This is a genomic window from Empedobacter falsenii (assembly GCF_013488205.1).
GTDB lineage: Bacteria > Bacteroidota > Bacteroidia > Flavobacteriales > Weeksellaceae > Empedobacter > Empedobacter falsenii_C.
In genome coordinates, this window is sequence record NZ_CP040908.1 from 3,278,446 (window position 1) to 3,294,800 (window position 16,355).

Consider the following 16,355-nt stretch of genomic DNA (forward strand, 5'->3'; position numbering starts at 1 on the left):
TTCATAACAAAATGCAAACATATATCAAACCTCAACTTTCAGATTGGTCAACGTTAACAGCTCGACCAACGAAAGAAGCACAAGATTTACAAAAAATCGTTTTAGATGTTTTTGGAAAAATTCAAGCGGAAAAAGACCAAGCATTAATTGATTTTACAGAAAAATTTGATCAAGTTAAGTTAACTTCTTTAGAAATTTCTACTCAAGAAATTGAAGAAGCAAAAACTTTAATTTCTGAAGATTTAAAACAAGCAATTCAATTAGCAGCTTCTAATATTGAAAAATTTCACGCTGAACAACGAGAAGAAATAAAAGTTATTGAAACAACAAGAGGTGTAAATTGTTGGAGAGAATCTCGAGGTATAGAAAATGTAGGAATTTATATTCCAGGTGGAACTGCTCCGTTATTTTCTACGACATTAATGTTAGGGATTCCTGCAAAATTAGCGGGTTGTCAAAATATTATTTTGTGTACTCCTCCAAATAAAGAAGGAAAAATTCACCCAGCGATTTTATATACAGCAAATTTAATTGGAATTGAGAAGATTTATAAAGTTGGCGGAATCCAAGCTATTGGTGCGTTAACTTTTGGTACAGAAACAATACAAAAAGTTGATAAAATTTTTGGACCGGGAAATCAATATGTAACCGCTGCCAAACAAGTGGCTCAAAATTTTGGAGTTGCTATTGATATGCCTGCTGGTCCAAGTGAAGTTTTAGTCATTGCAGATGGAACCTCAGTTCCTAAATATGTCGCAGCTGATTTATTATCGCAAGCCGAACACGGAATAGATTCACAAGTGATTTTATTAACAACTAACGAGCAAACGTTGAACGAAACTATTGTTGAAATTAATGCTCAATTAGAACTTCTACCAAGAAAAGAATTAGCGGCTAAAGCTTTAGAAAATTCGAGAGGAATCGTGTTAAATTCTATCGAAGAATGTGTGAATTTTTCTAATATTTATGCACCAGAACATCTAATTTTTGCTTGCAAAACGGCTGAAAGTTATATCGAAAAAATTATTAATGCAGGCTCTGTTTTCTTAGGAAATTATTCGTGCGAATCCGCTGGAGATTATGCATCAGGAACTAATCACACTTTACCAACCAATGGTTATGCAAAGAATTATTCTGGAGTTTCCTTTGATAGTTTTATCAAGAAAATCACGTTTCAGAAATTAACTGCTGAAGGAATTCAAAATATCGGTCCAGCTATTGAATTAATGGCCGAAGCCGAAGAATTATTTGCACACAAAAATGCGGTAACGCTACGTTTGTTAGACTTAAGATCTAAGGCGTAAGTCACAAAGAATAATTCAAAAGTATTAAATAAACAAAATCTTAAGTCTTAGAACTTAAACCTTATAACTAAAATGAATTCATTTAATATAAATAATCTCATTCGTCCCAACGTAAAAGCGATGAAAGCATATTCATCTGCTCGTGACGAATTTCAAGAAATAAATGACAATTTCGTTTTCTTAGATGCGAACGAAAATCCCTTCAATAATGGATTGAATCGTTATCCAGATCCTTTGCAACGCAATGTAAAATCGATTTTAAGTAAAATCAAAAACTTTCCTGCAAATCAGATTTTATTAGGAAATGGAAGTGATGAAGTTTTAGATTTAATTTTCCGTGCATTTTGCGAACCGAATCAAGATAATGTTATTGCGATTTCTCCTTCTTATGGGATGTACGGAGTTTTAGCTAATCTGAATGCAATTGAATACCGAAAATCTTTATTAAATGAAGAAGATTTTCAACCGAATATCAAAGATGTTTTCTCGAAAGTGGATGATAAAACGAAAATGATTTTCTTGTGTTCTCCGAACAATCCAACTGGAGAAATCATCAAAAGAGAATCTATTTTAGAAATTGTAAATCGTTTCAATGGTTTAGTCATTATCGACGAAGCTTATGTTGATTTCGCTAGAGAAACGTCTTGGATTGAAGAAACAAAAAATTATCCAAATGTAATTGTCACACAAACTTTGTCAAAAGCAGTTGGTTTGGCCGGAATCCGTTTAGGAATTTTGTATGCTTCACAAGAAATTGTTGATGTTTTAAACAAGATTAAACCGCCTTATAATATTAATCAATTAACGCAATTAAAAGCGATTGAAATTTTAAGCGATTACGATAAAGTGGTAGCTGTAACAAATACTATTATTCAACAAAAAGAAGTTTTAGAAAATGCTTTAACTGAGATTTCATTTGTAGAGAAAATATATCCAAGCGATGCCAATTTCATTTTAATTAAAGTAGATAATGCGAACGAACGTTACAATCAATTGGTTGAAAAAGGAATTGTTATTCGTAATCGAAACAACGATGATTTATGTCAAAATTGTTTGAGAATCACAGTTGGAACGGAACTTGAAAATCAGAAATTAATACAAACACTTAAAATAATATAACTTTGAAACGTGTACTTTTTATAGATAGAGATGGAACAATGATCTTGGAGCCAGCCGACTACCAAGTTGACAGCTTTTCGAAACTAGAATTCTATCCTGAAGCATTTACTTATTTAGGTAAAATTGCGAAAGAATTGGATTACGAATTAGCAATGGTTACGAACCAAGACGGTTTGGGAACGCCCGCTAATCCAGAAGAATTATTCTGGCCGATTCAAAATTTCGTGGTAAAAGCTTTTGAAAATGAAGGGGTGAAATTCGAGGATATTTACATTGATAAAACTTTTGCCCACGAAAATGCTCCAACGCGTAAACCTGGAACGGCATTATTAACAAAATACATCAATAATACAGAGTACGATTTAGTAAATTCGTTTGTGATTGGTGATCGAATAACAGATGTGAAATTAGCTCAAAATCTTGGTGGAAAAGGAATTTTTATCGCGAATGACGAAGCTTTAGGCGCTGACGAGATCAACTATAACGAAGGTTTAAATGAAACGATTGCTTTAAAAACAACGTCGTGGAAAGAAATTTACGAGTTCTTAAAACTTCAAAATCGCACGGCTTCAATTGTTCGAAACACGAATGAAACAAAGATCAAAATCGATTTGAATTTAGACGGAACTGGAAAATCGGATATTTCGACTGGTTTACACTTTTTCGATCATATGCTAGATCAAATTGCGCGTCATGGACAAATGGATTTAGTAATTAAAGTCAATGGAGATTTAGAAGTGGACGAGCATCACACTATTGAAGATACTGCTATTGCTTTGGGCGAAGTTTTTACTCAAGCTTTAGGAAATAAATTAGGCATCGAACGTTACGGATTCACTTTACCGATGGACGATTGTTTAGCACAAGCAGCGATTGATTTTGGCGGAAGAAATTGGTTGGTTTGGGAAGCTGAATTTAAACGGGAAATGATTGGTCAAATGCCAACAGAAATGTTCTATCACTTTTTCAAATCATTTACAGACGGAGCAAAAGCAAACTTAAACATCAAAGCAGAAGGTACAAACGAACATCACAAAATCGAAGCGATTTTTAAAGCCTTTGCCAAAGCTATAAAAGTGGCGGTTAAGCGCGATCCAGAAAAAATGATTTTACCATCAACAAAAGGACTTTTGTAGACTTAAGTCTTAAGGTATAAATTCTAAGGATTTTCTTTTCCTTATACACCTTATGACTTAGAACTTAGAACTAAAAAAATGATAGCAATAGTAAAATACAATGCAGGAAATGTAAAATCGGTGTACAATGCGGTAACTCGTTTGGGATACGAAGCAATAATTACAGATGATTTTGAAACCTTGCAAAATGCAGACAAAGTAATTTTCCCTGGAGTTGGTGAAGCAAGTTCCGCAATGACCTATTTAAAAGAAAAAGGCTTGGATAAAATTATTAAAAACTTAAAACAACCAACTTTAGGAATATGTTTAGGACAACAATTAATGTGCGCTTATTCGGAAGAAGGAAATACCGATTGTTTAGGAATTTTCCCTATTCAAGTGAAATTATTTCCTTCAACAGAAATTGTTCCTCATATGGGCTGGAATACGATTTATGATTTAAAAACACCTTTGTTTAATGATGTTAAAGAAAACTCCGACATTTATTATGTACACAGTTTTTATTGCGAAAATTCAGAATATACAATCGCGAAAACAGACTATATTTTAGAATATTCAGCTGCTTTAAATAAAGATAATTTTTACGCAACTCAATTTCACCCAGAGAAATCTGCAGGAATAGGAGAACAAATATTAAAAAACTTTCTAAGTTTATAGTAATTATAAATTCACACACATGAAAAAAATAGTTTTTACTTTACTTAGTGCTTTTGCAATTTCACAGGTTTCTGCTCAGGAAAAAGTGTATTTCACCTCTACTCCTTCTTTAAGTCCAGATGCTAAAACGGTTTATTTTAGTTACGATGGCGATATTTGGTCAACTGATATTAATGGCGGAAATGCAGCAAGAATCACAGCTTTAGAAGGCGAAGAAATTAATCCTCGTGTTTCACCAGATGGAAAATGGTTGGCATTTAGTTCTAATCAATATGGGAATTACGATATTTATATAATGCCTATAAATGGTGGACAAATCAAACAATTGACGTTTCATCAAGCCAAAGACGAAGTCGAAAGTTGGAGCTGGGATAGTAAATCGATCTATTTTACATCAAACCAAAATAATGGATTTGGAAGTTTTAAAATTGATTTAGACGGAAAAACACCAGAAGCGCTTTTTACAAATTATTTCAACACAACAAATGGTTTAGTAGAAACTCCTCAAGGCGAATATATTTTCACCAACTCATCTGAAAGTGCAAGTCAAGTTACACGAAAAAGATACAAAGGAGAAAATAATCCAGATTTATTAGGATATAATCCAACCACAAAAAGTTATAAACAATATACCGATTACAACGGAAAAGATTTTAATCCAACAGTTGATAAAAACGGAATTATTTATTTTATTTCGGACGAAAATAATGGCGAATACAACTTATATCAATTAGCAAATGGTAAAAAAGAAGCGTTAACAAAATTTGAAACTTCGATCAAGAAACCTTTTGTTTCGGCTGATGGTTCAAAAGTTGTTTTCGAAAAAGAGTACCAATTATTTGTTTACGATGTAAAAGCAAAAACGTCGAAACCTCTTACAATTAATGTCAATTCGAATAAATCTTTAGAAAAAGAGCAAAATTTTGAAGTTGAAAATAATATTGATTATTTTGATATTTCTCCCGACGGAAAGAAAATGGCTTTTGTAAGTAGAGGAATTATTTTTGTTTCGGATAATGAAGGAAAGTTTGTCAATCAAATTTCTGATGGAAAAGAACGTGTTTTAGAAGTAAAATGGTTGAAAGACAACAAAAATTTAATCTTCAATCAAACCTACAAAGGTTATCAAAATTGGTTTAAAATTTCGGCTGACGGAAAAGGAAAAGTTGAACAATTAACTTCTGATTTAAGAAATAATCGAGACATTACATTCAACAATGATTTATCACAAGCTGTTTATTTAAGTGGACGCGATGAAGTCAGATTATTAGATTTGAAATCACTTAAATCATCAACAATTGTTAAAGATGAAATTTGGGCTTTCCAAAATTCGAAACCATCTTTTTCTCCAAATGATGAATATGTGTTATTCTCTGCAAAACGCAATTTCGAGTTGGATATTTTTATTCACAACATCAAAAAAAATACAACTGTTAATTTAACGAATACTGGTGTTTCTGAAGCTGATCCTACTTGGTCTCCAGACGGAAAATATATTTATTTTTCAAGCGATAGAAAAAATCCGTCCTATCCTTTAGGAATGCAAGAATCAAGTATTTATCGCGCTTCTTTAGATTGGTTTGATCAAGCTTATAAATCAGAGAAATTTGATAATTTATTTGTCGAAGAAAAAAAGGTTGAGAAGAAAGAGAAAAAAGAAGAAAAGAACGATTTTAAAGCATTAACTATTAATCCAGAAGGATTCTTGGAACGAATTGAATTGGTAACAGATCGTTTTGGATATCAGACAAATCCTTTTGTTTTTGCGGATGATAAAAAGCAATTTTTATTCTATAACACCAATCAAGAAAATGGAAAATTTCAGTTATACAGAAAAACAACCACTGATTTTGAAGAAGATAAAACAGATAAAATATTCAACAAAGGCGCTGATTTTATCGTAAAAAATGAGAAAAATCTTTATGCTTTAATCGATAATTCTGTTTACAAATTTGGCATTAGTTCTACAAATCCTGAAAAAGTTAGTATTAAATATAATTTCAATAAAAACTTAGCTTCAGAATTCAATCAAATGTACGAGGAAGCTTGGGCTGGAGTAGAAGAAAATTTCTATGATGAGAATTTTCACGGAATCGATTGGAAAGCTAAAAAAGAGCAATATGCAACGTTTTTACCTTATGTCAACAATCGAAATGATTTGAGAATTTTGTTAAATGATCTATTAGGTGAATTGAATTCTTCGCATTTAGGTTTTTCATCTTTCGGAAAAGAAGAGAGTCGAAGATTGAATTATTTCACCAACGAAACAGGAATTATTTTCAGAAAAGATCAACCTTTTACAGTTGAAAAAATCTTACGAAAATCTCCTGCTTTCCTTAAAAATGTTGATGTTCAAGAAGGTGATATTTTAGTGAGTGTAAATGGGCAAAAAATCGATCAAAACCAAAATCGTGAAACTTATTTTACAACGCCTAAAAAATTAGAAGAATTAACGCTTGAATTTGACCGAAAAGGAAAAACAATTTCGACGAAGATTCATCCAATTTCAAATAACGAATTGAAATCGCTTTTATATGATGAATGGATTTATGAAAATCGTCAGCGTGTAAAAAAATTAAGCAACGATAGAATCGCTTATTCGTACATGAAAAATATGTCTACTTCTGAATTGGATGTGTTTTTATTAGACATGGTAGAGCAAGAGAATAGAAAAGATGGTGTCATTTTAGATTTGCGTTTCAATACAGGTGGAAATGTACATGATAAAGTCTTGAACTTTTTATCGCAAAGACCTTATTTGAAATGGAAATATCGTGAAGGACAATTAACTGTTCAACCGAACTTTGCACCGTCAGGAAAACCAATTGTTTTATTAATTAACGAATACTCATTAAGCGATGCAGAAATGACAGCCGCAGGATTCAAAGCCTTAAAATTAGGAAAAATCATCGGTCAAGAAACGTATCGATGGATCATTTTTACTTCTGGAAAAGGATTAGTTGATGGTTCATTTTATCGTTTACCAAGTTGGGGAACTTATACTTTGGATGGACAAAATTTAGAAAAAACTGGTGTTAAACCTGACATTTATATTAAAAATACATTCTTAGATCGATTAGAAAATAAAGATCCTCAATTGGAGCGTGCAATCCAAGAGGTCATGAAAGAATTAAAATAAATTTAAGACTTAAGTTGTAAGGCGTAAGAAGTTACACCTTAGATCTTATGTCTTACACCTTAAAACTAAAGAATAATGAGAATAATCCCAGCTATAGATATTATCGACGGAAAATGCGTTCGATTATCGCAAGGCGATTACGATACAAAAAAAATATACAACGAAAATCCGTTGGAAGTAGCAAAAGAATTCGAGGATTACGGTATCGAATATTTGCACTTGGTGGATTTGGATGGCGCTAAATCAAAGCAAATCATTAATTATAAAACGTTAGAATTAATTGCTTCTAAAACCAATTTAAAAGTTGATTTTGGAGGTGGAATTAAGGCTAATGATGATATTAGAATTGCTTTTGAATGTGGTGCAAACCAAATTACAGGCGGAAGTATTGCGGTTCAAAATCCGACCTTATTTCAAGAATGGATTGATCAATACGGAAGCGATAAAATCATTTTAGGCGCAGATGCTAAAGATCGAAAAATTGCTACACATGGTTGGTTAGAAACCTCAGAATTAGATGTGATAAATTTTATCCAAGAATATAAAACCAAAGGAATTGATTATGTAATTTGTACAGACATCGCGAAAGATGGTATGTTACAAGGAACTTCAAACGAATTGTACGCTGAAATTTTAGCAGCTTCGGATGTCAAATTAATTGCTTCTGGCGGAGTATCCTCAATTGATGATCTAATCAAAGTAAAAGAATTAGGCTGCGAAGGAGCAATTTTAGGGAAAGCGATTTATGAAGGGAGAATTGATTTGAAAGTTCTTAGTCCTATGCTCTAAGTTCTAAGGAAAATATTTCGTAAATTTTACTTACTAAACTTATAGCTATGAATACATTTGAATCTTTGTTAGTATGGAAAAAATCTCACGAATTAACATTAAAAATTTACGAGATTACCAAAAGTTTTCCAAAAGAAGAAATATTTGGTATCACAAGTCAAATTAGACGTGCCGCATATTCTGTACCTTCAAATATTGTAGAAGGTCGAAAGAAAAGTACAATTCCGCACAGATTAAGTTTCTTATCTCATTCAATAGGATCCTTAGAAGAAGTTAAATATTTTCTACTATTATCTAAAGATTTAGGCTATTTAAATCAAGAAATTTATGATACTATTTTTCCATTAACTGAAGAAGTAGGAAGACTTTTAAATGGTTACGAAAAATTTATAAAGAACGACAACTTTAGTTCTAAGACTTAAGTTGTAATTTTAAAGGTATTTAAATTAATATAAAAAAAACAGTTCTAAATTTAGGATGTAGGATTCTAACCTTAAGTCTTAGAACTTAGAACTTAGAACTAAAATGTTAAAAAAAAGAATCATTCCGTGTCTTGATATCAAAGATGGACGAACAGTAAAAGGCGTTAATTTCGTTGGACTACGCGATGCAGGAGATCCGGTAGAATTGGCAAAAAAATATGTAGAAGAAGGCGCTGATGAATTGGTGTTTTTGGATATTACAGCGACTTTAGAAAAGCGTAAAACCTTAGCTGAAATGGTTGAAAAAATTGCTTCAGCGATTAATATTCCGTTTACGGTTGGTGGCGGAATCAATTCGGTGGAAGATGCTTCGGCAGTCATCAAAGCTGGAGCGGATAAAGTTTCAGTGAATTCTTCTGCTGTTAAAAATCCTCAATTAATAGCAGACTTAGCAGCTCGATTTGGATCGCAATGTGTAGTCGTTGCAGTAGATACTCGCGATGTCAGCGGAACACAAAAAGTTTTCGTAAGCGGTGGTAAAATTGAAACCGAATGGGAAACACTAGATTGGGTCAAAAAAGTAGAAGAATTAGGTGCTGGCGAAATTCTGTTAACATCTATGGATGGCGATGGAACAAAAGCTGGTTTCAAAATTGATATCACGAAAGCGGTTGCTGATGCTGTAAATCTTCCAGTAATTGCTTCTGGAGGAGCTGGAAAAATGGAGCATTTTACAGAAGTTTTTACCCAAACAAAAGCAAGTGGTGGATTGGCTGCAAGTATTTTTCATTTTGGTGAAATTCCAATTCCGACGCTTAAAAATTATTTAAAAGAACAAAATATTCCGATACGATGAACATCGATTTCAATAAAAGTAATGACGGATTAGTTCCTGTTATTATTCAAAATTATCTTAACAACAAAGTTTTGATGTTAGGCTATATGAACGAAGAAGCTTTTAACAAAACCCAAGAAATTGGAAAAGTGACCTTTTACTCTCGTTCAAAAAATAGATTATGGACAAAAGGTGAAGAATCAGGAAACTTTTTAGAAGTAAAATCAATTGCAGTTGATTGCGATAACGATACAGTTCTAATCAAAGCAAAACCTTTTGGACCGACTTGTCATACAGGTTCTACGACTTGTTTTAAAGAAGAAACCAACCACGGATTTGTATATGAATTAGAACAAACCATTAACGATAGAATTGATTTAGACAACGATCCAGATTCGTATACCAACAAATTATTCAAAAGAGGAATCAATAAGGTTGCGCAAAAAGTAGGTGAAGAAGCAGTTGAATTGGTAATTGAAGCCAAAGACAACAACGATAATTTATTTATTAATGAAGCCGCAGATTTAATGTACCACTATTTAATTTTATTAAAAGCCAAAGGTTTCAAATTAGAAGATGTAGAAAATGTTTTGAAATCAAGAGAAAATGGTCCAAGACGAGCTGAATAAAGTAGTTTAGAAATATAAAAGATTGCAGATTAGCAATCTTTTTTTGTTTTCAAAAAACTGATGTTTAGCAGAATTAACCAAATTTATTTAATTTAATTAGAATTAATATAAATAAAAATAATACTTTTGAAATCAAATTAAAATTAGTCTAAATAATCATTACAATATATTCTATTCATATGAAAAAATTATTCATTTCTGCTGCTATCCTTGTCGCTTCATTTATTCAAGCTCAAACGAATACGTTGATAGACGCTAGTTTTTGGAAAAATAATCCAACAATAGAAACTGTAAAAACTGAAATTTCGAAAGGAAATAGCCCTTCTTTTCAAAATGGTGGTTTCTTTGATCCAGTTGTGATAGCAATTAACAACAAAGCAGATTTTAATGTGACTAAATTTTTAATTGAACAAGAAGGAAACTCTGTTAACAAAAAAACGCATCACTCAAGAATTTATCTTCAATGGGCTGCGGCTGCAGGGAACTTAGAATTGGTAAACTATTTATTAGCCAAAGGTTCTGATGTTCACTATAAAGATAGCCACGGTTACGATGTAATTACGTATGCTGCGAGTGCTGGAAATCAAAATATAGCGGTTTACGATGCGTTAATTAAAGCTGGTGCCAATCCAAAAGTGAAAGGAGAAAATGGGACTAATTTAATTATGGAAGCGATTGCAAATGATGATGATTTAAAAGTGACAGAATACTTTATTTCAAAAGGTTTATCATTAAGCGAAAAAGATGCTAACGGACGTACTGTAGCGGATTATGCTGCTAAATTAGGAAACTTATCAATCATAGAGAAATTAATCGCGAAAGGTGTAAAACCTACAGATCAAGCTTTATTTTTTGCCACTCAAGGTTCGAGAACAAAAGAAAATGGCGTAGAAGTTTTCCAAGAATTAATTACAAAATATAAACTAAATCCGAAAGCGTTAAATCCAGACGGACAAACATTATTACATGCTTTATCTCGCAGAGGAAACTCAGAAACAATCAACTTTATCTTATCAAAAGGTGTTGATGCTAAAATTGCAGATAAAGAAGGAAACACTGCATTAATGGTTGCTGCTGGAGGAAAAAACACAGATTTAATCAATACATTTTTATCAAAAGCAAACAATGTAAATGCGGTTAATAAAAATGGTGAATCAGCTTTAACGAAAGCCGTTGCTTCTGGAACATCTCAAATCGTTTCTTTATTATTAGAAAAGGGCGCTAAAGCTAATATTGTTGATAAAGATGGAAATAATTTGGCTTATTATTGGTTCAATTCTTTCAAACCAAATGATGAATCATTCACTGAAAAACAAGCTTTATTAACAAATGCAAAAGTTGATTTTAAAACCACTCAAAGCAAAGGTGCAACTTTGTTACACATCGCTGTTGATAAAGGAAATGTAAATTTGGTGAAGAAAGCGATTGAATTAGGTGTGAATATTAATGCACAAGATGAAGACGGAAATACAGCGTTACACAAAGCAGCTTTGATTGCGAAAGATGATGCAATCTTGAAAACTTTGGTTGCTGCTGGAGCGAAAAAAGATATTAAAACAGAATTTGACGAAACGGCTTATGATTTGGCTGGAGAAAACGAATTCTTAAAGAAAAATAATGTGTCTATTGACTTTTTAAAATAATGAAGGAGATGAAATTTAACTTAATCAAAAAATTAGTTGGATTAGTTGTAATCTTAATGGCAACTGCCACTTTTGCACAAACAACAAAATACAAAACAATGATTCAGATGAATAATTACACAGGAAAAGAAGCCTATGTAGTGATTTCATTAATCAATCCAAAAGGACAATACGAAAAAACTTTAGGGGTTTTAGGAACAGATAACGAGTGGTATAACACGTTAAAAGAATGGCACAAATTCAATAGTAAAAAGAAAGAAAAATTAAACGGAATCACAGGTGCTTCAGTTGCTGGAGGAGCGAGAGCGACACGTGTCATCGAGTTTGATACTGCAAAATTGAATAAAGGATACAAATTACGTTTTGAATCTGCTGTTGAAACTCAAAAATATGTTGCAAAAGACGCTGAAGTTGCATTAAATTCTGCGGATTTAGACAACAAAGCAGGTATCAAAGGTTCAGTTTATATTAAAGCCGTACGTTTTATTAAAGTTCAATAAAAATGACATTATCTATTTGGAGATATGCGCATTTGAGTCTTGCAATTCTATCTTCAGCATTTTTAGTTATCCTATCTATCACAGGAGTAATTTTGGCTGTTGATGCAATAAACGAAAAATCGCCAGCATACAAAGTAGAAAATTTCGATAACATAACACTCGCGCAAGTTTTACCAACTTTGCGCGAGCATTATTTTGAAATAATAGAAGTTAAAGTTGATCACAATGATTTTGTGACGATTGATGCTATGGACGAAGATGGAAATTCGATCAAATCTTACATTGATCCTACAACAGGAAAAAAGATTGGTGAAATTGTTCCAAAAAGTGATTTCATCAATTGGGTCACAGCCTTACACCGTTCATTATTTCTAAAAGAAACAGGGCGAGCAATCGTTGGCGTTGTCTCTTTTTTATTGATGCTAATTTCAATCAGTGGATTAATCTTAATCATAAAACGTCAACAAGGAATTCTAAATTTCTTTACCAAAGTTAACAAAGACTCTTTTTCACAATATTTCCATGTTGTAACTGGACGTTGGTTATTAATTCCAGTTTTAATCATTGCATTAACAGGAACATTAATTTTCTTAGCGCGATTAGAACCTTTAGTTGGTCAACCAAAAGAAATCGAGCATCAAGCCAAAGAAAATTTACAACCAAAAGATTTAAAAGACATTGAATTCTTTAAAAACACGAAATTAAGTAGTGTAGAAAAGATTGAATTTCCTTTTATTCCAGATGATGAAGCAGAACCATTTATCGTCCATTTAAGAAAAAAATCGGTTTCGGTTAATCAAGTAAATGGAGCGATTATTTCAGAATCGCTAAATCCTTATTCTGCAATTGTAGAAAAATTTAATATCGATTTACACACAGGTCGCACCAATGTGATTTGGGCAGCGATTTTAGGAATTGCTTCGCTTAACATTTTATTCTTTATTTGGTCAGGATTTGTAATTACGTTCAAACGTACAAAAACGAAAATTGGCAAAAATAAATATAAAGCCAACGAAGCTGAAATTATCCTTTTAGTTGGTTCAGAAAATGGTGCAACTGTTGGATTTGCCTCAAAAATTCAAGAGCAATTTTTAGCAAATGGAAAAAAATCATTCATCGCTCAAATGAATCAATATGAAATTTTTCCAAAAGCAAAACAACTTATCATTTTTACCTCAACTTATGGAATTGGTGATGCGCCTGCGAATGCTAAGAAATTTGAACAATTAATCACACAATTTCCACAAAACCAATCCATCGAATTTTCTGTTGTAGGATTTGGATCAAGAGCATATTCAGATTATTGTGGCTATGCAGTTAAAGTTGACAAATGGTTGAATGATCAAAAATGGGCTACTCAATTATTGGATTTGAAAACAGTAAATGATAAATCGCTGGAAGAATTCACAAATTGGGTCATTGCATACAAAGAAACGACAGATATTCCTTTAGCAACAACGCCTGCGATGTATGTTGGAAAAGCACCAAAACTGAAAAATGTTAAGGTTATTTCTACCACTAAAATCACACAAGAAGATGCAACATTTAAAGTTGTTTTAGATGTAAAAGAGAAATTCAAATCTGGAGATTTATTAGCAATTTATCCCGAAAGCGATCACAAAGAACGCTTATATTCGGTTGGAAAAGTTGATCATAAATTACAGTTAATTGTAAAATTGCATGAGTTTGGATTAGGTTCTCAATATTTATATAATTTGGTTCAAAATTCTACGATTAAAGCTCGAATTGTAAAAAATAAAGCCTTTAGATTTCCAAAAGCTTCAAAAGTTGTGATGATTGCAAACGGAACAGGAATTGCACCTTTTCTTGGGATGATTGATGAGAATTCAAAAAATATTGAAACGCATTTATACTGTGGTTTCAGACATGATAATGAAACAACAAAATCTTATCAAGAATTTGCTACGAAACAAATTTTTACGAATCATTTGAGTCAATTTCACATTGCATTTTCTCGTGAAGAAAATAAACAGTATGTGATGGATTTAGTCAATCGTGATGCTAAATTCTTTGCTGAAACATTACAAAATGGTGGAATTCTTATGATTTGTGGTGCTCTCACAATGCAACATGATGTAGAGAAAGTTTTGGAACAAATCTGTCAAGAACATTTGAATAAATCATTCGAAGAATTCAAAACAAACGGGCAATTTTTGACGGATTGTTATTAAAATTTATTCCGTCTAATTTTTCGATAATTTTGAAAGATTCTAACGAATATTTCAAACACTCGAAGTGACGGATTAAACGAAATTTTCATCAGTTCGAGTGGTTTTCGTTTCAACAGAATAAGAAAATTGTATCGAGAACTTAGATGAAAATATTAAAAAATGACGGTTTTTATTGTAAATTGTAGAATGCAAATTTCTTTTGTTTACATATTACTTTGTTCAGATAATTCATATTATGTTGGGATTACAAATGACGTATTCAAAAGATTCGAAGAACATCAAGCTGGATATGATTACAAATCATATACATTTAATCGAAGACCTTTGAAATTAATTTTTTACACTTCATTTAGTAATGTTGAAATTGCTATAGAAAAAGAAAAACAAATAAAAAAATGGTCAAAAGCAAAAAAAGAAGCTTTAATAAATGGACAGTTCGAAGATTTACCTAATTTATCTAAAAAGAAGTTTTAAACAAATCCGTCTTACTTCTCGATAATTTTGAAAAATTCTAACGAATATTTCAAACACTCGAAGTGACGGATTAAACGAAATTTTTCGTCAGTTCGAGTGATTTTCGTTTCGACAGAATAAGAAAATCGTATCGAGAACTTAGACGAAAATAATCTGAAATCATAAATAAGTAGTGAAAAATTTTAACGAATATTTAAAACTCTCGAAGTAACGGATTAAACTAAATTTTTCATCAGTTCGAGTGGTTTTCGTTTCGATAGAATAAGAAAATTGTATTGAGAACTTAGACGAAAATAATCTGAAATCATAAATAAGTAATGAAAAATTGAACGAAATTTCTCAAACAATCGAAGTGACGGATTAAACGAAATTTTTCGTCAGTTCGAATGATTTTCGTTTCAACAGAATAAGAAAATTGTATCGAGAACTTAGACGAAAATTTACTCACAATAACAAATGAATAAAACATCATGCAATTCATTCTAAAAAATATATTCACTTTTATACTATTGTATGTTCTAACTCCGATGAATGCTCAAACGGTTGGAGTTAGAGATACAATTTTAATGGGAAGTAAATTCAAAATCACATTGGTTGACACCGATTCTATTTCCGTTGAAAAAAACATCAATAAAGCAATTGATGAAATGATCAGAATCGAGAGTTTGATTTCTGATTGGAAACCTACTTCACAAGTTTCTCTTGTCAATCAAAATGCTGGAATAAAACCCATAAAAGTAGATCGAGAAGTTTTTGACTTAACAAAACGTGCGATTTATTTTTCGGAACTAACCGATGGTGCTTTTGACATTAGCTTTGCAGCAATGGAAAAAATATGGAAATTTGATGGTTCTATGGACAAAATTCCAACTCAGGAAGAAATTTCAAAAGCTATTGAAAAAATTGGTTATCAAAACATTATTTTGGATGAAGAAAATTCAACAATATTCTTAAAAAAAGTTGGAATGAAAATCGGTTTTGGATCAACAGGAAAAGGTTATGCAGCACAAAAAGCACGAACTTTTATGCAAAATTTAGGAATTAATGCTGGTATAATAGATGCTTCTGGTGATATGACAACTTGGGGAAATCAACCGAATGGAGAACTTTGGAAAATTGGAATTACAAATCCATTTAATCGACATAAAATGTTGGATATTCTCTCAATGAAAAATGCTGCTGTTACGACTTCTGGTGATTACGAAAAATTTATTTTGATTGATGGAGTCCGTTATTCACACATTATTAATCCCAAAACGGGGATTCCTGCAACGGGCTTAACTGGCGTTACGGTAATCGGAGAAAATGCTGAAATGTGTAATGGTTTTAGCACTTCTATCATGGTTTTAGGAAAAGAAAAAGGATTGAATTTGATCAATCAACAAAAAGATTACGCAGCTCTTTTGATTACAGATAAAGGAAAAATTACTCGCTCAAAAAACTATAAAAAATTAAAGCAAACATTGAAAAACAACTAAGTTTTTAACTAAAAAATGATTATATAAAGTGCATATTC

The 16,355-nt window shown here is 31.8% G+C and carries 14 protein-coding genes; all 14 read left to right on the plus strand.

Annotated elements, in window-relative coordinates:
* The first annotated feature begins 11 nt into the window (after positions 1–11).
* Positions 12–1,304: a histidinol dehydrogenase gene (gene hisD / locus FH779_RS15325; protein ID WP_180905308.1), complete on the plus strand. Its 1,293-nt coding sequence runs from the start codon at positions 12–14 to the stop codon at positions 1,302–1,304.
* A gap of 72 nt (positions 1,305–1,376) precedes the next feature.
* Positions 1,377–2,423: a histidinol-phosphate transaminase gene (gene hisC / locus FH779_RS15330; RefSeq protein ID WP_180905309.1), complete on the plus strand. Its 1,047-nt coding sequence runs from the start codon at positions 1,377–1,379 to the stop codon at positions 2,421–2,423.
* Positions 2,424–2,425: 2 nt separating this feature from the next.
* The gene (gene hisB, locus FH779_RS15335; protein ID WP_180905310.1) at positions 2,426–3,559 is read left to right on the plus strand and encodes a bifunctional histidinol-phosphatase/imidazoleglycerol-phosphate dehydratase HisB; all 1,134 of its coding nucleotides are present in this window, start codon (positions 2,426–2,428) and stop codon (positions 3,557–3,559) included.
* A 78-nt stretch (positions 3,560–3,637) separates the two neighbouring features.
* Positions 3,638–4,216: an imidazole glycerol phosphate synthase subunit HisH gene (hisH, locus tag FH779_RS15340; RefSeq protein WP_180905311.1), complete on the plus strand. Its 579-nt coding sequence runs from the start codon at positions 3,638–3,640 to the stop codon at positions 4,214–4,216.
* A gap of 19 nt (positions 4,217–4,235) precedes the next feature.
* Complete coding sequence (locus FH779_RS15345) at positions 4,236–7,355, plus strand: S41 family peptidase (protein WP_180905312.1); 3,120 nt, start codon at positions 4,236–4,238, stop codon at positions 7,353–7,355.
* Between the two features lie 75 nt (positions 7,356–7,430).
* Positions 7,431–8,144, plus strand: coding sequence for a 1-(5-phosphoribosyl)-5-[(5-phosphoribosylamino)methylideneamino]imidazole-4-carboxamide isomerase (gene hisA / locus FH779_RS15350; protein ID WP_180905313.1), 714 nt, complete (start codon positions 7,431–7,433; stop codon positions 8,142–8,144).
* 47 nt (positions 8,145–8,191) lie between these two features.
* Positions 8,192–8,566, plus strand: coding sequence for a four helix bundle protein (locus FH779_RS15355; protein WP_180905314.1), 375 nt, complete (start codon positions 8,192–8,194; stop codon positions 8,564–8,566).
* 103 nt (positions 8,567–8,669) lie between these two features.
* A complete protein-coding gene (hisF, locus tag FH779_RS15360; RefSeq protein ID WP_180905315.1) occupies positions 8,670–9,422 on the plus strand; it encodes an imidazole glycerol phosphate synthase subunit HisF in 753 nt (250 codons plus the stop codon).
* Positions 9,419–10,030 carry a bifunctional phosphoribosyl-AMP cyclohydrolase/phosphoribosyl-ATP diphosphatase HisIE gene (gene hisIE / locus FH779_RS15365; protein ID WP_180905316.1) on the plus strand — a complete coding sequence of 204 codons (612 nt, stop codon included), beginning with the start codon at positions 9,419–9,421 and terminating at the stop codon, positions 10,028–10,030. Before hisF ends, hisIE begins: the two co-directional genes overlap by 4 nt.
* A 179-nt stretch (positions 10,031–10,209) precedes the next feature.
* Positions 10,210–11,673, plus strand: coding sequence for an ankyrin repeat domain-containing protein (locus FH779_RS15370; protein ID WP_180905317.1), 1,464 nt, complete (start codon positions 10,210–10,212; stop codon positions 11,671–11,673).
* 8 nt (positions 11,674–11,681) lie between these two features.
* Positions 11,682–12,173, plus strand: coding sequence for a DUF2271 domain-containing protein (locus FH779_RS15375; protein WP_180905318.1), 492 nt, complete (start codon positions 11,682–11,684; stop codon positions 12,171–12,173).
* Between the two features lie 2 nt (positions 12,174–12,175).
* Positions 12,176–14,365, plus strand: a complete 2,190-nt coding sequence (locus tag FH779_RS15380; protein WP_180905319.1) for a PepSY domain-containing protein — start codon at positions 12,176–12,178, stop codon at positions 14,363–14,365.
* A 186-nt stretch (positions 14,366–14,551) separates the two neighbouring features.
* Positions 14,552–14,839, plus strand: a complete 288-nt coding sequence (locus FH779_RS15385) for a GIY-YIG nuclease family protein (protein ID WP_180906875.1) — start codon at positions 14,552–14,554, stop codon at positions 14,837–14,839.
* A gap of 470 nt (positions 14,840–15,309) precedes the next feature.
* Positions 15,310–16,317 carry an FAD:protein FMN transferase gene (locus tag FH779_RS15390; RefSeq protein WP_180905320.1) on the plus strand — a complete coding sequence of 336 codons (1,008 nt, stop codon included), beginning with the start codon at positions 15,310–15,312 and terminating at the stop codon, positions 16,315–16,317.
* Positions 16,318–16,355: the final 38 nt, after the last annotated feature.